This window comes from Martelella mediterranea (assembly GCF_021021415.1).
Classification (GTDB): domain Bacteria; phylum Pseudomonadota; class Alphaproteobacteria; order Rhizobiales; family Rhizobiaceae; genus Martelella; species Martelella mediterranea_C.
Window position 1 is genome coordinate 259,749 of the sequence record NZ_JAINWJ010000005.1, and the last position, 18,770, is coordinate 278,518.

Genomic DNA, 18,770 nt, shown 5'->3' on the forward strand with positions numbered 1-18,770 from the left:
CGCCATCCTGTGATTAAGTTTCGTTGCATGGTGCGCCGGGCATGAATACGCAGACCACTCAGTCGCCACAGTTCTATCTGACCGCGCCGGCGCAATGCCCCTATCTTGAGGCGGAGCGCGAGCGCAAGGTGTTCACCCATCTCGTCGGCCCCCGCGCCGGCGAGATGAACGACCTTTTGACCCAGGGCGGGTTCCGGCGCTCGCAGAACATCGCCTATCGCCCGGCTTGCGAACACTGTCGCGCCTGCGTTTCCGTACGCATCGTCGCCGGTGAATTCGCGCCCACCCGCTCGCTGCGCAAGACCCAGGCCAGGAACGCCGATCTCGTCGGCGTTGAACGCCCGGCCTATGCCACCGCCGAACAATTCGACCTTTTCCGCACCTATCTCGACAGCCGCCACCAGCGCGGCGGCATGGCCGATATGAGCCTCGACGATTACAAGGTGATGGTGGAGGAAACCCATGTGGAGACCCGCCTGATCGAGTATCGCGTGGCGACCGGCCTGCTGGAGGAGGAAGGCGAACTGGTTGCGGTCGCGCTGTCCGATTTCATGGTCGACGGCCTGTCCATGGTCTATTCCTTCTTCAACCCGGCCTATGTGAAGCGCTCGCTCGGCAGTTTCATGATCATCGACCATGTGGAACGCGCCCAGACGATGGGCCTTCCTTACGTCTATCTCGGCTATTGGGTGAAGGGCTCGCGGAAGATGGACTACAAGAAGCGCTTCCAGCCCCAGGAGCATCTGACCGGCCAAGGCTGGGAACGCGCCGACCCGGGCGATTTCGAAGCCTAGCCCGTCCCGCCGTTCCGTATTTTTCGCCCGCCCCATGTAGAAGCCGGCGCATCCCTGCGCTAAGTTTCCTGACGATTATCAATGCGGTGCGCCAGCGCATCGCCGAAAGAAGGGGTCAGAGCGCATGCTGAAAGAATTCCGTGATTTCATCGCAAGAGGCAATGTCGTCGATATGGCGGTCGGCATTATCGTGGGGGCCGCCTTTACCGCGATCGTCCGCTCTGTGGTCTCCGACCTGATCGACCCGGTCATCGGCCTGATTATCGGCGGCATCGATTTCTCGGACATGTATGTGGTCCTCAGCGGCAGCGTGCCGGATGGCGCGAGCCTTGCGGCCGCGCGCGAGGAAGGAGCCGCGATCTTTGCCTATGGCGCCTTCATCACCGCGGTCATCAACTTCATGATCATCGCCTTCGTGGTGTTTATGCTGGTCAAGGCGATCAACCGCATGCGCGCGGCCGCCGAGGCCCACAGGAAGGCCGCCGAGGAGCAGGCCGCCGTGGCCGATCCGCCGCCCGGCCCGAGCGAACTTCAGGTCCTGCTCGAAATCCGCGACGAGTTGAGAAAGCGGGACGCCAACGCCGCATCGTGAAACCCGGTATCGCGGGAAGAGCACGGCTATGATCGGCGCAGGTTCGCCGTCCATTTTCCCCTGGCGATGACGGCAAAGCCGATGCGCTTGAGGTCAAACGATTTGCGGTCTGTGGCGTGCCGGGCCAATTCGAACGGATTTGATACGTTCGGGGCAGTTCAGACACCATTGAAATCGATTATTCTTTAAACTAAAACCCCATTAATCTCAACTTTACCGAATCTCTTCCTATATATAGAATAAAGGAACGAATTAGGAACATCCCCTGCATCGTCACTCGAAGAGGGAGAGAGAGCGATGACTGCCAGTATGGATATTGAGAATAAACTTGTGACCTACCACCCCCCCATACCTTCTCGGGTCAGTAAAGCCAACATGTTTGCATTCGCTGAAAAGCAGCGAAAAATTGCTAAAATATCGAACGGGTTTGACCTACCCGATTTGATTCGCAGAAATGGCGGCGAGATCGAATATATAAGTGCGTTTGATGAAGACCAGACCGACGCGGTAGTGGTCGAGCCGGATGGTAAATTCCTGATCCGCCTGTCCTCGCATACTAGTTCATTAAGAGATAATTTTACTCTGGCCCACGAGCTTGGCCATAAATTAGTCCATTGGCCTAAAGTCCGGAGCACCTTTCCTGGACAAGGCATGAAGGCAACCCGAAGCGTTGATGAAAGCGATTCTGACCTCGTCAGATGCGAATGGGAAGCAAACTGGTTTGCGTCAGCATTCTTGATGCCGGAACAAGAATTTAGAGAGGCATACGCCTTAGGGGTCGCGAGCGACACGTTTGGCGTCACACAAGCGGCCGTGAAAGTAAGGGCCAAAGCTCTTGGAATCTGAGTCTTCTCCGAAGCGGTACGACCCTGCTGAGTATCGCGTTCGGTTATTCCTGTCTGTCGATTTGAGCGGCTCCACAGCGTTCAAAAATTCAACAGCTGGCGAGGATCGAGAAGAAGGTATCACACCTAAGTGGGTGACGGTTTTTCAGCAGTTTTATGGCGATTTCCCTAGCCGCTACCGCGGAAATTACCAGAAGCAAGCTAATGAACTCGACGGCGACCATGAGTGTCCAGTGATATGGAAAGCGGTCGGAGACGAACTTGTTTTCTGTTCTCGCGTGAAAAACAAAAAGGCTGTAGTAACTGCGGTTAGCGCTTTCATCGATACACTGCATGATTATCGCAAGCACCTGGTTGACGAAGGAATTGATCTTAACGTCAAAGGCTCTGCTTGGCTCGCCGCATTTCCGGAACCGAACCGGGCTGTTCAGCTGAAAAAAACAGAAAGTGATGAAGAGTTTTTTTCAGCATCAGAAGCCCTCGAAAATGCAGCCGACACCCGACCATTTGATTACGATTTCCTAGGAAAAGCCATAGACACCGGGTTTCGTGTCGCCAGCACCGCGACGCGCGAACGTTTTACGCTGAGCGTACAGCTGGCAAGACTATTTACTAGCATACCTGAAGGCTCAAGACTCTCTTATCAAATACGAATAGACCTTCCAACTGAACTAAAAGGAGTAAACAAGGGCATACCCTACCCTATGATCTATATAGACACAATGAATCATTTGACTACAAAAAAATTTAGAACGAAAGAGCGAGAAATACTTCAACTTTCTAGCAACATTAGCAATGAAAGTATTTCTGAATATCTTCAAGCCTACTGTGAAGTAGTTGGAACGGATGAAATCGTACTACCAGAAAACAACGAAAGCGAGACCATTCCCCCTCCAACGAGCTACCAAAAGCTTAGAGATTTGATCGCAACACACTTTGACCAAGAGAAAGGAAGAGAACCACAAAACAGCGGCAATGGAAACGACGATGGTCCGTCTGAAGAGGACTCCGATATCGGGGATGAGCTAGAACCACTCGAAGATAATAATGACGACTGAATAACTCCTCGGCGCGATGCACTCGATCGTGACGAAGTGTAGCTCTGAGCTTACCTTACATCGAACAATTCGCCTGAACGGAAATAAAGGCACTACCATGCTCACCTACTACCTCCCGCAACTCATGCTCGCGTGGTCGATCTTGCTGGTGGGCGTGTTGTCGCCCGGGCCGAGCGTGATGCTGATCCTGGGCGTGGCGATGGGTCAGGGGCGTGGGGCTGCGGTGGCAACCGCGCTGGGGGTCGCCTGCGGCAGCATGACCCTTTCGATCGCCACCGTGCTCGGGCTCTCGATCATTTTCGCAGAGGTTGCCCATGCTATGGAGATGGTGCGCTTCGCGGGTGCAGGTTATCTGTTCTTCCTGGCGTTCAAATCCTTCGGCAAGATGCTCAATCCGCCGCCGCTTTCGCCGCTTGTGCCCGGGCTGCGCTCGTTCCGGCGGCAGGTCGCCGGCGGCTATCTGCTGCAGGTCTCGAACCCCAAGGCGATCATGTTCTGGCTGGCAATCGCCGGCGTCGGCGGCGTTGGCGATGCCCCCGCCCCTATCGTCCTGTTGTTCGTCGCCGGATCGTTCCTGATGTCCTTCACCGGCCACGGCGCCTATGCGTTGCTGCTCTCCAGCGCCATGGTCCGCGCCGGCCTCACCCGCTTCCGCCGCGTGGTGGAGGCGGCGCTGGGCGGCTTCTTCGTGTTCGCCGGCGTGAAACTGCTGACGGCGAAGGTGTAAACCAGGGAGCTTCGCAAAGCGCCGTGGCGTTGGGCGGAGATGTCGAAAGGGTTGATGACCAGGGCCGCAGCTCCGGTGAATAACCGCATTGCGGCCCATTGTCCTGCAAGCACCTTTCGCCGCAGCGCTCCGCCGCCCCTACCCCCTGAACTTGCCGTTCCTCGGGAACCCCTTGGGCGCGATACGGCCGGCCATGGCGCGGTCGCCGCGCCATTCGAGCAGTTCTTCGGCGGTGCGCATATGGGTGCGGCCGGCGCTGTCAGTCCAGCTAAGGCCGTCGGCGATGGCGAAGCATTTGGCGTCCGACAGGCCGCCATCCTTGTAGCGCTGCAGGCGCACGCCCTTGCCGCGGGCCATCTCGGCGACCTGCGACATCGGGAAGACGATCAGTTTGCGGTTTTCGCCGATCACGGCGATGTGGTCGCCGACCGCAGGCGTCAAAAGCTTGACTTCGTCCTTGGCCGAAACATTCATCACCTGCTTGCCCTTGCGGGTGTTGGCAACCATCTGGTCTTCATCGATGATGAAGCCGTTGCCGGCGGTCGACGCGATCAACTGCTTGCGACCGGCCTCATGCACGAAGGCGGTGACGACATCCTGGTCGGCATCGATATCGACTATGATGCGCAGCGGCTCGCCATGGCCGCGCCCGCCGGGCAGCTTGTCCGCGCCAAGCGTGAAGGCACGTCCGCCGGTGGTGACGATCAAAAGCTTGTCGGTCGTCTGCGCCGGGAAGGCGAGCTTCAGGCTGTCGCCCTCCTTGAACGACACGCCGGAGGTGTCGACATGGCCCTTCAGCGCCCGGATCCAGCCCTTTTCGGAGATGACGACAGTGATCGGCTCCTTCTCGATCATCGCCTGCTGGATCGCCTCGACATCGGTATCAGGCGCAATGTCGAAGGTCGAGCGACGTTTGCCGAGCTCGGTCGCCTTGGCGAAGGTTTTCTTGACCTCGCCGATTTCCCAGGCGACGGTCTTCCATTGCTGTTCCTCTGATGCCAGAAGCGCCTCGATATCGGCCTTTTCCGCCGTCAGCGCATCGAAATCCTTTCGGATTTCGATTTCCTCCAGCTTGCGCAGAGCGCGCAGCCGCATGTTGAGGATCGCCTCGGCCTGGACATCGGTGATCTCGAACCGGGCGATCATCACCGCCTTCGGCTCATCCTCCTCGCGGATGATCTTGATCACCTCGTCGAGGTTGAGATAGGCGACGAGCAGGCCGCCGAGGATTTCAAGCCGGCGGTCGATGGCGGCCAGACGGTGGCGCGAGCGGCGCTGCAGCACCTCACGGCGGTGGCCGAGCCATTCCTTCAGCACATCGACAAGGCCCATAACCTTCGGCACCTTGCCCTGCGACAGCACATTCATGTTCATCGAGAAGCGCTGTTCGAGATCGGTGAGCTTGAACAGCGATTCCATCAGCAGCGCTGGATCGACGGCGCGCGATTTCGGCACCAGAACGACGCGGATGTCTTCGGCCGATTCGTCCTGGATATCCTCCAGGAGCGGCAGGCGGCGGGCGATCAGGAGTTCGGCGATCTTCTCGATCAGCCGAGATTTCTGCACGCCATAGGGAATTTCGGTGACGACGATCTGGTAGTTGCCGCGCCCGAGGTCTTCCTTTTCCCAGCGCGAACGCAGCCGGAAGCCGCCGCGGCCGGTCTTATAGGTTTCGACCATCGAGGCGAAATCCTCGACGATGATCCCGCCGGTCGGAAAGTCCGGGCCCTGGATCATGTTCGCCTTCGGCCCGTCGGCGTCCGGCAGCGTCATGATGTCCTCGACGGTGGCGTCGGGATGCTTGATCAGGTAGATCGCCGCCTCGCACAGCTCATGGGCGTTGTGCGGCGGGATCGAGGTCGCCATGCCGACGGCGATGCCGGTAGAGCCGTTGGCGAGCAGGTTCGGGAAGGCGCCGGGCATCACCACCGGCTCCTCGTCCTCCTCGTTATAGGTCGGCCGGAAATCGACGGCATCCTCGCCGATGCCTTCCAGCATCAGCGCGGCGACATCGGTCATGCGCGCCTCGGTGTAGCGCATGGCGGCCGCGCTATCGCCGTCGATATTGCCGAAATTGCCCTGGCCGTCGACCATCGGATAACGCTGGGCGAAATCCTGCGAGAGGCGCACCAGCGCATCATAGATCGAGCCGTCGCCATGGGGATGGAACTTACCCATGACGTCGCCGACGATGCGCGCGCATTTCTTGTAGGCGGCGTTCGGGCGCACACCGATCTCGCTCATGCCGTGAATGATGCGGCGGTGCACGGGCTTCAGCCCGTCGCGCACATCCGGCAGCGCCCGGTGCATGATCGTCGAAAGCGCATAGGCGAGGTAGCGTTCCTCAAGGGCCTTGCGCAGGTCCACGGCGTCCGTGTGTCCGTCGCCGTCTTCCGGTGGCGTGATTTCTTTTCCCATGGGTTTCTGTTAGAGGATACAACCCTTGCCCGCAAGGCGGGGCCGCCCGCAATCCCCTGAAAACAAGGGAAAACGCGCCCCATTTACCGGGCATTCATAGCAAAATTGCAATTCGGCCTTATATGGCCAATAAACCGTAGCGCAACATCTAATTTTCAGGGAGCACTTCATGCCCACATCACGTCTCACGCAGCTTCTTCTCGCAGGCAGTTTTCTGGCCGCATCGGGCGCTCCCGCGTTTGCCCTCGACACCGACGATCTGATGGCCAAACTGAAAGCCGTCACCGAAAAACAGTCGCACATGACCTTCACCTATGACAGCGTCGAGGAAGGCTCGAACGGCAGCGTGACGATCTCCGGCATGGAGTTTTCGCCCCTGGCGGAAGCGGGCGAGGAGATGGACGAATTCAAGCAGAAGGCGCCGATCACGCTCGACCTTCAGGACGTTCAGGAAAATGCCGACGGCAGCTACATGATCGGCAAGTCGACGGCGTCCGACATGGCCTTCACGATGGAAGACGCTGAGATCGCCATCGCCTCGTACACCGAGACCAATATCCATGTTCCCGCCAGCGCCGACCTCGCGGTTCTTTCCGGCTGGGGCTATGGCGAAAGCACGGAGGTCAAGAACATCAGCGTCACCGTCGAAGGCGACAAGCTCCTGACGATCGACGATGCTTCCGCCAAGCAGAACTTCAACGAGGCGCGGACCAAGGCCGATTATCTCGCGGATGTTACCGGGATTTCGCTCGACCTTTCGCAGGTCGACGATCTGGAGCCCGAAGCCCGCGCGAGGTTGGAGGAACTCGATCTCCTGCAGACCACGTCGACATTCACGATCAGCGGCAACTGGGATCTGGAAACGGGCGATCTCAACGTCGCCACCTACAGCCTCGCCACGGAGAATGTCGGCACGCTCGACTTCGGCATGGGACTGACCGGCGTCACGTTTGAAACGCTGGAAACGCTTCAGAAGATTTCGGAGATCGCCCAGAGCGAAGAGATGGAGGACGCCCCTTCGGACGGTGCCTCGTCGGAAGAGGAAAATCCCTATCAGGCCGAATTGATGCAGCTCGGCCAGACCATCGGCGTCAGCGGCCTGTCGATCCGGTTTACCGATGACAGCATCACCAACCGTCTGATCCAGACGATCGCGAAGGAAAAGAATATTTCCACCGATGCGCTGATCGCCGAGTGGAAGGGGCAGATGACGGCGGGCCTCGCCGGGCTGGAAATGCCTGACCTTGCCGCCTCTATCTCGTCCGCGGTCGACAGTTACCTGGCCGATCCGCAGAGCTTCTCCGTCAGCATCAAGCCGCAGATGCAGATGCCTGTGCTGGCCGTGGTGATGGCGGGTGCCGCCGCGCCCAAGGCCATCCCCCAGCTTCTCAATCTCGAGATCAAGGCCAATCAGTAAGACAAGGTCTTCGCAGTTGCCCCCGGCAGAATATCTGCCGGGGTTTTTGCATTAGGGCCGGTCTCAACGCCTGTCTCACCCCTTGCGAGACAGAGCCCTGCGGAAGGCAAGCGGGGTCTGGCCGGTGCGCGCCTTGAACAATTCGTAGAACCGGCTGCTCGATCCGAACCCGCAATCATAGGCGATCGTGAGGATCGGGTCTTCGGTGTCGACCAGCCTCTGCATGGCGCGCGCCACCCGGTAGCGGGTGAGATATTCGTTGACGGAAAGGCCCAGCACATCGCGGAAGGCCTTGTTGGCGGTGCTCGGATGAATGCCGGCGCGGGCGGCGAGATCCGGCATCGAAACGGGCTCGCCGTAATGGCTGTTGACCAGATCGGTCAGCGCCTCGACATGACGCACGGCGGCGGCGACCGCTGCCGTCCCCGCCTCCCCGCCTGAAAGCCGGCCGGTTTCGACGCAATCGAGAATGAAGCGGCGCACTCTCAGCGCGATTTCCTCGCGCAGCAGGCTCCGGCGCTGCGGCCCGCTCTTGTTCCACTCCTCCACCCAGCGCGCGGTGACGAAGCCGTCATGGCCGGTGGCGGCCGGGTCGGTCAAAAACCCGCCCTGCATGGTGAAGCGCCGGGCCTCGCGATCGATCGGCAGCGCCAGGAAATCGGCGAGCGGCAGGTAAATGACGATCAGGGCGGCGTTGTCGGTGACCGCAATGGTCTGGTGCGGGATCGCGGCCCAGAACAGCACCAGCCTCCCCGCCTCGACCTCCTCGCGCCGACCGTTGAAGAGATAGGTCATCTCGCCTTCAAGCAGCAGGTTGAGCTCGACGTGATCGTGCCAGTGGGCCGCCGGCATGGCGGTCGCGATATGGCGCTCGATCAGGAAATCGCCGCGCGCCAGCGTCAGGTCGTCCACTTCATAATTGCCTGCTGCCATCGCTCACCACTCCAATCCCGGACTAATCGATATGAGCGCCGGAGGAAAATCTTGTTTTGGAGATATAGCTTCGCCGAAAAGAAAGGAACCCATCATGACCAAAATCTGCCTTGTCGGCGCCGGCAGCACCGTGTTCGCCCAGAACATTCTCGGCGATGTACTGTCCTCCGATCTCCCCGGCGAAATCGCCATCAGCCTGTTCGACATCGATCCCGAACGGCTGAAAACCTCCGAAATCGTCACCCGCCGCATCTGCGCGGCGCTCGGCCTTGACGATATCCGCGTCGACGCGACGCTGGACCGGCGCGAGGCGCTGAAAGGGTCCGATTTCGTGATCCTGATGATGCAGGTCGGCGGCTATGAGCCGGCCACCGTCACCGATTTCGACGTGCCGAAACAGTTCGGCCTGCGCCAGACGATCGCCGACACGCTCGGCATCGGCGGCATCTTCCGCGGGCTGCGCACCATCCCCGTGCTGGAGGCGACCTGCCGCGACATGGAGGATGTCTGCCCGAACGCGCTGCTGATGCAATATGTGAACCCGATGGCAATCAATTGCTGGGCGATCAAGGAAATCGCGCCGGAAATCCGCACCGTCGGTCTGTGCCACAGCGTGCAGCACACCGCCGGCCAGCTCGCCTCCTATCTCGGCGAGGATGTGGCGAACATCAATTACCTCTCGGCCGGCATCAACCACATCGCGTTTTTCCTGAAATATGAAAAGCTGCATGCCGATGGTTCGCGCGAGGATCTCTATCCGCGCCTGCGCCAGCTTCTCGCCGACGGCAAGGTGCCGGACGACGACCGGGTGCGCTTCGACGCGCTGAAACGGCTCGGCCATTTCGTCACCGAATCCAGCGAGCATTTTTCGGAGTATACCTCCTGGTACATCAAGGACGGCCGCGACGACCTGATCGACCGTTTCAACATTCCGCTGGACGAATATATCCGCCGCTGCAAGGAGCAGATCGCCGAATGGCATGCGCTTCGCAAGGAGCTGGAAGGCGACAGGCCGATCGAGGTGTGCCGCAGCAATGAATATGCCGCCGGCATCATCCATGCCGGCGTCACCGGCAAGCCGGCGCTGATCTACGGCAACGTGCCCAATAACGGGTTGATCTCCAACCTGCCGGACGAATGCATCGTCGAAGTGCCCTGCCATGTCGACCATAACGGCATTCAGCCGATCCGGATCGGCCGGGTTCCGACCCAGCTCGCCGCGGTGATGAAGCTCAGCATTTCGGTGCAGGAACTGACGGTCGAGGCCGCGCTGACCAAAAGCCGCGACCGCATCTACCAGGCCGCCCTGCTCGACCCGCACACATCGGCCGAGCTTTCCCCGGACGAAATCTGGAAACTGGTGGATGGGCTGATTGAGCGGCACGGGGACCTGCTGCCCGCTTATCACTAGAGTTTGCGCCCTTTTCCTCCGCTCCCGAAGCCGGCGACAGCAATGTCGCCGGCGTTTTCGATCATAATAAATCATAAAACTGATTGACAATGATCGTTTCAATCAGCATTGTGATCGAAAATAACAGGGGAATGCGGATGTCTCAGCCACAGGGCGTCAAGGTCGATCGTCTCGAAGCGATACGCAGCCATCTTTATGTGAACGGGTTTTCCGCGATCCAGGATCTGGCCGACGCGATCGGCGCCTCGCTCGCCACCGTCCGCCGCGATCTGCAGATTCTCGAGCAGGAGGGCTCGATCGTCAGGGTCCATGGCGGCGCGCGCATTGCCGAGGGCTCCTCGGTGGAAATGGCGTTCCAGGCCCGCGAGAAGCGCAATCTTGCCGCCAAGCGGGCGATTGCCACGGCGGCCTATGAAACCCTGCAGCCGCGTTCCGCGATCTTCCTCGATGCCGGCACCACGGTTCTGCAGCTTGCCCGGCTGATCCGGATCAGCCCGATCCCGCTGCGCATCTTCACCAACGGCCTGATCGTCGCGCAGGAATTCCTGAACATTCCGAATCTCGAGGTCACGCTGCTCGGCGGCCAGTTGCGCAGCGAAAACGCCTCGCTGGTCGGCCCGCAGGCGGAAGCCATGCTGGACCTGATCTGGTTCGATCAGCTTTTCCTGGGCGCGAGCGCGATCGGTTCCGATGGCGCGATCTACAGCATCGACAATGGCGAGGCCCACCTCAACCGGCGCATGCTGACCCGCTCGGCGCATTGTTTCGTGCTGGCCGATGCCACCAAGTTTGACACGATGGCGACCTACAAGGTTGCGCCCCTCACCGAAGCGCACGTCATCACCGATTCCGCCATTTCACAGAAATGGCGCGCGCATCTCGACGACAACGGGATCGATAACACGATCGTCGAGGCGGGAGCGAACGGATGACCGACGGCCTGATCCTCGGCATCGACGGCGGCGGCAGCAAGGTGCTGGCGGCGCTTGCCGACAGGATGGGGCGGATCGTGAAGACGGCCCGCGGCGGCGGCGTCAATCCGATGGACAATCCCGGATGGCGCGAAGTCCTCGATACGGTGCTGCGCCCCTTTGCCGGGGCCGCCGAAATCCAGGCGGTGGCGGCCGCACTGCCGGCCTATGGCGAGGTGACCCGCCTCTCCGCTCTTCAGGAACAGGCGATCGCCGAGACCTTTCCGGCGGCGAAACGACATGTGCTGAACGATGTCGAGGCCGCCCATTTCGGCGCGCTGTCCGGCCGGCCCGGCATCCTGATCCTCTCCGGCACCGGCTCCATGGCCTGGGCGCGCGATGAGGACGGCCGCTCCGCCCGCGTCGGCGGCTGGGGCGATATGATCGGGGATGAGGGCAGCGCCTATGCGATCGGTCGCGCCGCGCTCAGCCTGATCAGCCAGGCGATCGACGGTCGCCGGCAACCGACCGCGCTGACCGACGCAGTTTTTGACGCCCTTTCCCTCGACAGAGCCGACCCGATGAACGCGCTCGGCGACTGGGTGACCGGCCTTGAGCGGCCCCGCGCGGGCATCGCGGCGCTTGCCGAAGTGGTCGACCGCGTGGCCCGCACCGGCGATGCCGGCGCAAACGCGCTGATGGAAGAGGCAGCCGACGATCTGGCCCGACACGTCATGGCCATCGCCCCACACTGCGCGAGCGATGCCGACTGGACCTATGCCGGCGGCGCATTCGCAAGCCCGGTGCTGCTTGAAGCGCTGACGCGCCGGATCGGCCGTGCGCCGGTTCCGCCCCGACTTTCCCCCATTGGCGGCGCGCTGCTGGCGGCCGCCCAATGTCTCGACTGGCCGCTCGAAGAGGGCTTTGTCGGGCAAATCGCCTCCGCCCGAAACGGGACGGATTGAACTCTCCAAAAACCAGACAGGACGGGAACATGAACAGACTGCTTTTATCACTCGCCACCTCGACAGCCATGCTGCTCGCCATCCCGGCGCTTGCCGATGATGCCAAGCCGCTGGCCGGCGAATCCATCACGGTGCTTCTGCCCTCCCCGCAAGGCGCCAATATCGCCGCCGATTTCGAGGAAGACACCGGCATCCATGTCGACCTCCAGACGCTTTCGTGGGACGATATCCGCCTCAAGCTCGTCACCGGCCTCGTCGCCGGCACCGCGCCCGCCGATGTGACCGAATTCGACTGGTCCTGGACCGGCCAGTTTGCCGCCGCCGGCTGGTACATGCCGCTCAACGACGTGATCGACCCCGCGACCGTCGAAGATATCGGCGTTACCAAGATCTTCACCGTCGATGGCGATATCCTCGGCATCCCCTACACCAACGACTTCCGCGTCATGCTGATCAACAAGGCGCAATTTGAGGAAGCCGGCATCACCGAGCCGCCGAAGACGCTCGACGAGCTCGTTGCCGACGCCAAGAAGATCAAGGAAGCCGGCATCGTCGAATATCCGATCGGCCTGCCGCTTTCGGCAACCGAAGGCGCATCCACGAGCTGGTATCTGCTGACCAAGGCCTTTGGCGGCGAACTGTTCGACGCCGATTTCAAGCCGCTGTTCACATCGCCGGATTCCGCCGGTTACAAGGCGCTGGAATTCGAACTGATGCTGCTGGACGAAGGCCTCGTCGACCCGGCCGCAGTCAGCCTGACCGACAGCCAGATCAATGACAGCATGTTCTCCCAGGGCCAGACCAGCGTCATGATCTCGGGCGAACCGGGCCGGCTCGGCCAGATGAACGATCCGGATCAGTCCAAGGTCGCCGGCGATGTCGAGGCCATTCTGGTGCCGACGGCAAGCGGCGAGACCCGCAGCTTCGGCCTGCCGGAAGCGCTCGGCATTCCCAACAGTTCGCAGAACAAGGAAGCCGCGGTTGAGTTCATCAAGTGGTTCACCTCCAAGGACTTCCAGGAGGAGAACTACAAGAACGGCTTCCTGCCGACCCGCACATCGGTGCTTTCGGCCGTCAACGAGACCGGCGTGATGCATTCCGGCGACGTTCTCGTTGAACAGTCGACCACGGTCGAGCCGCTGTTCCAGCAGGGCACGCCGCAGTGGTATCCGGAGTTTTCGAGCGCCGTGAATACCTCGATCAACAGCGCCGCCAAGGGCCAGATCACGGTTGAACAGGCGATGCAGAACATTGCCGACGCCGCCGAACAGGCCATGGCCCAATGACATCTGCCGCCTCCACAATGCGGGGCAAGCGCGGTATCGGCTTCAATGCCGATACCATGCTCGGCCTGCTTCTGGCCGCGCCGATCCTGATTACCATGGCGTCGCTGGTCTTCTATCCAATGCTCGTCACGAGTTGGGACAGCCTGCACCGCGTCAATCCGATGCAACCGGGCACGCCCTTCGTCGGCCTTGCCAACTACACCCGCATGCTCTCCGACAAACAGCTCGGCATGAGCTGGATGAACACATTTTCCTATGTGATCCTCGCCGTTCTCGCCGAGACCGTTTTCGGCGTGCTGGCCGCCGCCCTGATCAACCAGGTCAAGGTCGGACGCCAGTGGATCCTCGCCGCCGTGATCCTGCCCTGGGCGCTGCCCGGCGTGGTCAACGCTGTGATCTGGCTGTGGATCTACCAGCCCGGCGCCGGCCTTCTGAACGGCATCCTCACCGCCCTCGGACTGCCCTTCGAAAACCACATCTGGTTCAACGACCGCACCAGCGCGATCATGGCCGTCACCGTGGTCCATGTCTGGCGGATGATGCCGCTTACCATCGTCATCGTGCTTGCCGCCATGCAGAGCATTCCCGACCATCTCTATCAGGCCGCTCGCATCGACGGCGCGACCAATTTTCAGATGCTGACGCTGGTGACGCTTCCATTGGTGCGCAGCGCGATCGCGGTTTCCATGACCAACGCTACCGTGCAGGCCTTCAACCTTTTCGATGAGGCATGGGTGCTTGCCGGGGCGAGCCTCGAAACCCGGCCCGTGCTGGTGCAGATCTATCTCGAGACCTTCCAGAACCTGCGCTTTTCCTACGGCATGGCGCTGTCGCTGACGATCACCTTCGTCTCGCTTCTGGTGTCGCTGGTCTATGTGCTCCGCGTCTATCGCAACACTCGGTATGATTGATGAAACAGTCTCTTGCCTATCGCATGATGATCTGGGCCGGCCTTGCCGTGCTGCTGATCTGGTCGCTGGGACCGGTCTACTGGACCTTCGCCAGCGCGCTGACGCCGACCGAGGATTTCTCGGCCCGCCCGATCCATTTCTTCCCGCAGAACATCACCTTCGATCACTTCGCCCGCATTTTCGGCATCGGCATCGACCGCATCGGCGGGGTCGAGGTCTGGGCGCAGTTCCGCGCGGCGCTGTTCAACTCCATCGTGACCTCGGCGCTGGCGACGGTGCTGTGCGTGGCGATCTCCGCGCTCGGGGCCTATGCCTTCACCCGGCTCGATTTTCCGGGCCGCAAGACCCTGTTCATCCTGGTGGTAGCGACGCTCGCGATCCCGGCCTACGCCGTGCTGATCCCGCTTTACCGGATCCTGATCAGCCTGCACATGATCGACACCTATACGGGCATCGCGCTGATCTACGTCTCGGCCTATCTGCCGCTGTCGCTCTGGCTGCTCAGAAGCGTGTTCGAGTCGCTTCCGATCGCGCTCGAGGAAGCGGCCCAGCTCGATGGCGCCGGACGGCTCTTCATCTTCTTCAACATCGTGCTGCCGCTGGCGGGGCCTGGACTGACGGCGACCGCCATCCTCACCTTCCTCGGCGCCTGGGGCCAGTACCTCATTCCGTTGATCTTCTCGCCGGCGCAAACCAAGCCGCTGACGGTGCTGATCCCCGAATTCGTCACCAAAAACTTCGTCGACTACGGCCTGATAACGGCAAGCGGTTCCGTTGCCATCATCATCCCCGCCCTCGTCGTCATTTTCCTGAACCGGTACCTCGTCAGCGGTCTGCTGGCAGGCTCGGTCAAATAAACCGGAGACAACATGAACACGACTGAAAAAGTGATTTTCGAGCAATTCCCCTATTGGGAAAAGGCGATCACTTGGAAACCCGGTTCGCATGACGCGGCGCTGACCGTCATCGTCGGCTGCGGCACATCCTATAACCTTGCGCTGTCGCTTGCGGCCTATTTCAATCTCGCAGGCCGCGCCGCGATCGCGGTGCCAGGCGCCGAATGGCTGAGCCGGCCGGAGGCCTTCTTCCCGGACTGGAAGAATACCCATGTCATCGCGCTGTCGCGCAGCGGCGAAAGCACCGAAACGGTCGCCGCCGCCAAGGCGAGCCGCGCCGCCGGCGCCCATGTGACCGCCATTACCGTCGAGCCGGAAAGCCCGCTTGCGAAAAACTGCGATACGCTGGTGGTCTCGCCCTCCCATCCCGACGAAGGCATCGTGATGTCGGTGTCGGCAAGCCTGATGCTGCTGCTCGGCCAGCGCATGATCGGCCAGGATATGACGACCGCGATCATCGATACCGCCCGCAGGCTGATGGACGATCTCGACGCCGCCCTTCCGCAGCTCATCGAGAACCGCTCGCATTTCGTCTTCCTCGGCGGCGGCCCGCTCTACGGCATCGCGCTTGAGGGCGCGCTGAAGCTGATGGAGATGAGCCAGACCGTGACCCAGGCCTTCCACCCGCTGGAATACCGCCATGGCCCGATCAGCCTCGTCAGCGAGGAAACCGCCGTGGTCATGCTCTATTCCGACCAGAAGGCAGAGGAAGCCAAGGTTGTGAGGGAGCTTCAGGACAAGGGCGCGGTGGTGATCGGCCTCGGCGGGCCGGGCGACCTCGCCCTCGATCTCGAAACCGGCCTTTCGCTTGCGGGGCTTGCCATGCTGCCGGCACTGCAGATCCTCGGCGAGCGGGTGGCACAGATGAAAGGTCTCGACACCGTCGCGCCGCGCCATCTGACCAAGGTGGTGAAGCTCGCATGACGGCACCGCTTGAACACAACCGCCACGACGCGCTCGCCCGCCTTTTCGGCGGGCGCAGCGGCGCGCTCCCGCGCGGCATCACCTCGGTCTGCTCCGCCCATGCGCTGGTGATCGAGGCAGCGCTCAGGCGCGCTGCGGCCGATGGCGCGGTCGCGCTGATCGAGGCCACCTGCAACCAAGTCAACCAGTACGGCGGCTATACCGGCATGACGCCGCGGGATTTCCGCGCCTTCATCGAAAAGATCGCCGGCGCGATCGGTTTTCCAACCGAGCGCATCATCTTCGGCGGAGATCATCTCGGCCCCAATCCGTGGAAAAGCCTTGCCGCGGACGAGGCGATGGCCCGCGCCGAAACCATGATCGCCGCCTATGCCGCGGCGGGCTTCGAGAAGCTCCATCTCGACACCTCGATGGGCTGCGCCGGGGAACCGGCGGCCCTTGCCGACGACCTGACGGCGGAACGCGCAGCAAGGCTCGCGAAGGTCGCCGAACAGGCGGCGCAAGACGCAGGCCACCGCCCGCCGGTCTACATCATCGGCACCGAGGTGCCGCCGCCGGGCGGGGCGACCCACGCCCTTGACGACATCGAGCCAACCGATGCCGACGCCGTGAAGAACACCTATGCGGTCCACCGCGATGCGTTCACCGATGCCGGCATTGCCACGGCGCTTGATCGGGTCGTCGGGATCGTGGTTCAGCCGGGCGTCGAATTCGGCAATGCCAATGTTGCAATCTATAAGCCCGAGCGGGCCCGTGCGCTGGTCGGCGCACTGGATGGTCTGCCCGGCCTGATCTACGAGGCCCATTCCACCGACTACCAGCCGATGGAGGCGCTGGCTCAGCTCGTCGATGACGGCTTCGCGATCCTCAAGGTCGGGCCCGGCCTGACCTTCGCCTTGCGCGAGGCGCTGTACGGGCTTGATGCCATAGCCGCCACGCTTGATGGCAAAGATGGCCACGGGACACTGTTTTCGGCCATGGAGAGCCTGATGCTGGAAAAACCCGGCCACTGGCGCTCCCACTACACCGGCTCGGATGCCGAACAGCGGCTGCAGCGCCATTTCAGCTACAGCGACCGGATCCGCTATTACTGGCCGGAAAAGGAAGCCGCCACCGCGATCGATGCGCTGTTTGCGCGCCTTGAGGGCGATATTCCCGAAACGCTGATCAGCCAGCATATGGCGCGGATCTATCCGGACGTGGTCGCCGGCAGGGTCGCGCCGCACGCGCGCGATCTGTGCCTTGCCGCGATCGACGCGGCCCTTCTGCCCTATGCCCACGCCACCGGCTCAAGGACGAGGCAGGCCGCATGAACATGACAGGTGCTACGCGCCGCAATCTGGCAAGTGAGAAACCGATATGGCTTCAGTAGACGTAAGAAAGGTCCGCAAGAGCTACGGACATGTGGAAGTCCTGCATGGCGTGGATATCGACATTCAGGAGGGCGAGTTCGTCATTCTGGTCGGCCCGTCCGGCTGCGGAAAATCGACGCTCCTGCGCATGATCGCGGGACTTGAGGAGATCAGCGGCGGCGAGGTCGCGATCGGCGGCAAGGTCGTCAATGATGTCGCGCCGAAGCTGCGTGACATCGCCATGGTGTTCCAGTCCTACGCGCTCTATCCGCACATGACGGTGGAGGCCAATATGGGCTTCTCGCTGCGATTGGCAAAAGCGCCGAAGGACGAGATCAAGCGCCGCGTCGGCGAGGCCGCCCAGATCCTCGGGTTGGAAAAGCTGCTCGACCGCTATCCCCGCAACCTCTCCGGCGGCCAGCGCCAGCGTGTCGCCATGGGCCGCGCGATCGTGCGCCAGCCGCAGGTGTTCCTGTTCGACGAGCCGCTGTCCAATCTCGACGCCAAGCTGCGCGTGCAGATGCGCTCAGAGATCAAGCAGCTCCACCAGCGGCTCAAGACCACCATCGTCTACGTGACCCACGACCAGATCGAGGCCATGACCATGGCCGACCGGATCGTGGTGATGCGTGATGGCCATGTGGAGCAGTTCGGCACGCCGCTCGAGCTTTACGCGACGCCGAGAAACGTGTTCGTCGCGGGCTTCATCGGCTCGCCGGGCATGAACCTGATCGAAGGCCGCGTCAGCACGGACGGGCAGCCGGAATTTATCGCTAATGGCGGCGGGCGGCTGCCGCTTCCGCCCGCTTGCGCGGCCGCGCCCGGCCGGAAGGTGATCTACGGCATCCGTCCGGAGCACATCGCGCTCGACGACAGCGGCGTGGATGTCGAGGTTGTGGTGGTCGAGCCGACCGGGGCCGAAACCCAGATCATCTGCCGCATCGGCGAGGACGACATCATGGTCGCCCAGCGCGAATGGCTGACGGTCGATGCCCACGACCGCCTCACCATCAAGCCGGATATCGACAAGATCCACCTGTTCGACGCGGAGACCGGCGAGCGTATCTGACGGCTTCAGGTTGGAACATTACGGGCAAGGCCATCGTGCATGGCCTCGCCGCATAGCCCCCAATACTCTCTCCCGCTGGCGGGAGAGATGCCCCGACAGGGGCAGTGAGGGTGGCGCGGCAACTCAACTCGTGAGGGCGTTCGCGGGGATAGTCTCCCCCCTCACTGTCGCTTTCGCGACATCTCTCCCCTCCGGGGCGAGAAGATTGGGGGGCTATGCGGCGACGAACCGGGCACGATTGATGCGTCGCCGTTACGTCAC

General features: G+C 61.6%; 17 protein-coding genes. 15 read left to right on the forward strand and 2 right to left on the reverse strand.

Annotated elements, in window-relative coordinates; translation table 11 throughout:
- Window positions 1–41: 41 nt before the first annotated feature.
- The 5 genes from K7H91_RS04440 (at window position 42) to K7H91_RS04460 (ending at window position 4,016) form a co-directional block, all read left to right on the forward strand.
- On the forward strand, window positions 42–794 hold the full coding sequence (locus tag K7H91_RS04440; RefSeq protein WP_230718991.1) for an arginyltransferase: 753 nt from the start codon (window positions 42–44) through the stop codon (window positions 792–794).
- A 124-nt stretch (window positions 795–918) separates the two neighbouring features.
- Entirely contained in the window at window positions 919–1,386 is a 468-nt protein-coding gene (gene mscL, locus K7H91_RS04445; protein WP_230718992.1) for a large conductance mechanosensitive channel protein MscL, read from the forward strand.
- 297 nt (window positions 1,387–1,683) lie between these two features.
- Window positions 1,684–2,232: an ImmA/IrrE family metallo-endopeptidase gene (locus tag K7H91_RS04450; RefSeq protein ID WP_230718993.1), complete on the forward strand. Its 549-nt coding sequence runs from the start codon at window positions 1,684–1,686 to the stop codon at window positions 2,230–2,232.
- A complete protein-coding gene (locus tag K7H91_RS04455) occupies window positions 2,222–3,289 on the forward strand; it encodes a hypothetical protein (RefSeq protein WP_230718994.1) in 1,068 nt (355 codons plus the stop codon). Before K7H91_RS04450 ends, K7H91_RS04455 begins: the two co-directional genes overlap by 11 nt.
- 97 nt (window positions 3,290–3,386) lie before the next feature.
- A complete protein-coding gene (locus tag K7H91_RS04460; RefSeq protein ID WP_230718995.1) occupies window positions 3,387–4,016 on the forward strand; it encodes a LysE family translocator in 630 nt (209 codons plus the stop codon).
- A 138-nt stretch (window positions 4,017–4,154) separates the two neighbouring features.
- On the opposite strand, the gene parC is transcribed toward K7H91_RS04460, so the two are convergent.
- Window positions 4,155–6,434, reverse strand: a complete 2,280-nt coding sequence (gene parC / locus K7H91_RS04465; RefSeq protein ID WP_230718996.1) for a DNA topoisomerase IV subunit A — start codon at window positions 6,432–6,434, stop codon at window positions 4,155–4,157.
- Between the two features lie 169 nt (window positions 6,435–6,603).
- On the opposite strand from parC, the gene K7H91_RS04470 reads away from it, so the two are divergent.
- Complete coding sequence (locus tag K7H91_RS04470) at window positions 6,604–7,851, forward strand: hypothetical protein (RefSeq protein ID WP_230718997.1); 1,248 nt, start codon at window positions 6,604–6,606, stop codon at window positions 7,849–7,851.
- A 75-nt stretch (window positions 7,852–7,926) separates the two neighbouring features.
- On the opposite strand, the gene K7H91_RS04475 is transcribed toward K7H91_RS04470, so the two are convergent.
- Complete coding sequence (locus K7H91_RS04475; protein WP_230718998.1) at window positions 7,927–8,784, reverse strand: helix-turn-helix domain-containing protein; 858 nt, start codon at window positions 8,782–8,784, stop codon at window positions 7,927–7,929.
- A gap of 94 nt (window positions 8,785–8,878) precedes the next feature.
- Here K7H91_RS04475 and K7H91_RS04480 point away from each other — a divergent pair, with 94 nt between their 5' ends.
- From K7H91_RS04480 to K7H91_RS04520, 9 genes are all read left to right on the forward strand, one after another.
- The gene (locus K7H91_RS04480) at window positions 8,879–10,195 is read left to right on the forward strand and encodes an alpha-glucosidase/alpha-galactosidase (RefSeq protein WP_230718999.1); all 1,317 of its coding nucleotides are present in this window, start codon (window positions 8,879–8,881) and stop codon (window positions 10,193–10,195) included.
- Between the two features lie 137 nt (window positions 10,196–10,332).
- Window positions 10,333–11,127, forward strand: coding sequence for a DeoR/GlpR family DNA-binding transcription regulator (locus K7H91_RS04485; protein WP_230719000.1), 795 nt, complete (start codon window positions 10,333–10,335; stop codon window positions 11,125–11,127).
- Window positions 11,124–12,071 carry an N-acetylglucosamine kinase gene (locus tag K7H91_RS04490; protein WP_230719001.1) on the forward strand — a complete coding sequence of 316 codons (948 nt, stop codon included), beginning with the start codon at window positions 11,124–11,126 and terminating at the stop codon, window positions 12,069–12,071. Before K7H91_RS04485 ends, K7H91_RS04490 begins: the two co-directional genes overlap by 4 nt.
- Window positions 12,072–12,100: 29 nt before the next feature.
- Complete coding sequence (locus K7H91_RS04495; RefSeq protein ID WP_230719002.1) at window positions 12,101–13,357, forward strand: ABC transporter substrate-binding protein; 1,257 nt, start codon at window positions 12,101–12,103, stop codon at window positions 13,355–13,357.
- Window positions 13,354–14,268, forward strand: a complete 915-nt coding sequence (locus tag K7H91_RS04500) for a carbohydrate ABC transporter permease (protein ID WP_230719003.1) — start codon at window positions 13,354–13,356, stop codon at window positions 14,266–14,268. Before K7H91_RS04495 ends, K7H91_RS04500 begins: the two co-directional genes overlap by 4 nt.
- A 23-nt stretch (window positions 14,269–14,291) precedes the next feature.
- The gene (locus K7H91_RS04505) at window positions 14,292–15,125 is read left to right on the forward strand and encodes a carbohydrate ABC transporter permease (protein ID WP_230719023.1); all 834 of its coding nucleotides are present in this window, start codon (window positions 14,292–14,294) and stop codon (window positions 15,123–15,125) included.
- A 12-nt stretch (window positions 15,126–15,137) separates the two neighbouring features.
- Complete coding sequence (locus K7H91_RS04510; protein WP_230719004.1) at window positions 15,138–16,088, forward strand: SIS domain-containing protein; 951 nt, start codon at window positions 15,138–15,140, stop codon at window positions 16,086–16,088.
- Window positions 16,085–17,401, forward strand: a complete 1,317-nt coding sequence (locus K7H91_RS04515) for a D-tagatose-bisphosphate aldolase, class II, non-catalytic subunit (protein ID WP_230719005.1) — start codon at window positions 16,085–16,087, stop codon at window positions 17,399–17,401. Before K7H91_RS04510 ends, K7H91_RS04515 begins: the two co-directional genes overlap by 4 nt.
- Window positions 17,402–17,447: 46 nt before the next feature.
- Window positions 17,448–18,509 carry an ABC transporter ATP-binding protein gene (locus tag K7H91_RS04520; RefSeq protein ID WP_230719006.1) on the forward strand — a complete coding sequence of 354 codons (1,062 nt, stop codon included), beginning with the start codon at window positions 17,448–17,450 and terminating at the stop codon, window positions 18,507–18,509.
- Window positions 18,510–18,770 lie beyond the last annotated feature (261 nt).

Excerpts from the sequence above, each read along its gene's own strand:
- K7H91_RS04510 (WP_230719004.1), top strand. The coding sequence starts at position 15,138 with ATGAACACGACTGAAAAAGTGATTTTCGAGCAATTCCCCTATTGGGAA.
- K7H91_RS04450 (WP_230718993.1), top strand. The coding sequence starts at position 1,684 with ATGACTGCCAGTATGGATATTGAGAATAAACTTGTGACCTACCACCCC.
- K7H91_RS04440 (WP_230718991.1), top strand. The coding sequence starts at position 42 with ATGAATACGCAGACCACTCAGTCGCCACAGTTCTATCTGACCGCGCCG.
- K7H91_RS04515 (WP_230719005.1), top strand. The coding sequence starts at position 16,085 with ATGACGGCACCGCTTGAACACAACCGCCACGACGCGCTCGCCCGCCTT.
- K7H91_RS04485 (WP_230719000.1), top strand. The coding sequence starts at position 10,333 with ATGTCTCAGCCACAGGGCGTCAAGGTCGATCGTCTCGAAGCGATACGC.
- K7H91_RS04495 (WP_230719002.1), top strand. The coding sequence starts at position 12,101 with ATGAACAGACTGCTTTTATCACTCGCCACCTCGACAGCCATGCTGCTC.
- K7H91_RS04490 (WP_230719001.1), top strand. The coding sequence starts at position 11,124 with ATGACCGACGGCCTGATCCTCGGCATCGACGGCGGCGGCAGCAAGGTG.
- K7H91_RS04460 (WP_230718995.1), top strand. The coding sequence starts at position 3,387 with ATGCTCACCTACTACCTCCCGCAACTCATGCTCGCGTGGTCGATCTTG.
- mscL (WP_230718992.1), top strand. The coding sequence starts at position 919 with ATGCTGAAAGAATTCCGTGATTTCATCGCAAGAGGCAATGTCGTCGAT.
- K7H91_RS04480 (WP_230718999.1), top strand. The coding sequence starts at position 8,879 with ATGACCAAAATCTGCCTTGTCGGCGCCGGCAGCACCGTGTTCGCCCAG.
- K7H91_RS04505 (WP_230719023.1), top strand. The coding sequence starts at position 14,292 with ATGATGATCTGGGCCGGCCTTGCCGTGCTGCTGATCTGGTCGCTGGGA.
- parC (WP_230718996.1), bottom strand. The coding sequence starts at position 6,434 with ATGGGAAAAGAAATCACGCCACCGGAAGACGGCGACGGACACACGGAC.
- K7H91_RS04500 (WP_230719003.1), top strand. The coding sequence starts at position 13,354 with ATGACATCTGCCGCCTCCACAATGCGGGGCAAGCGCGGTATCGGCTTC.
- K7H91_RS04470 (WP_230718997.1), top strand. The coding sequence starts at position 6,604 with ATGCCCACATCACGTCTCACGCAGCTTCTTCTCGCAGGCAGTTTTCTG.
- K7H91_RS04475 (WP_230718998.1), bottom strand. The coding sequence starts at position 8,784 with ATGGCAGCAGGCAATTATGAAGTGGACGACCTGACGCTGGCGCGCGGC.
- K7H91_RS04520 (WP_230719006.1), top strand. The coding sequence starts at position 17,448 with ATGGCTTCAGTAGACGTAAGAAAGGTCCGCAAGAGCTACGGACATGTG.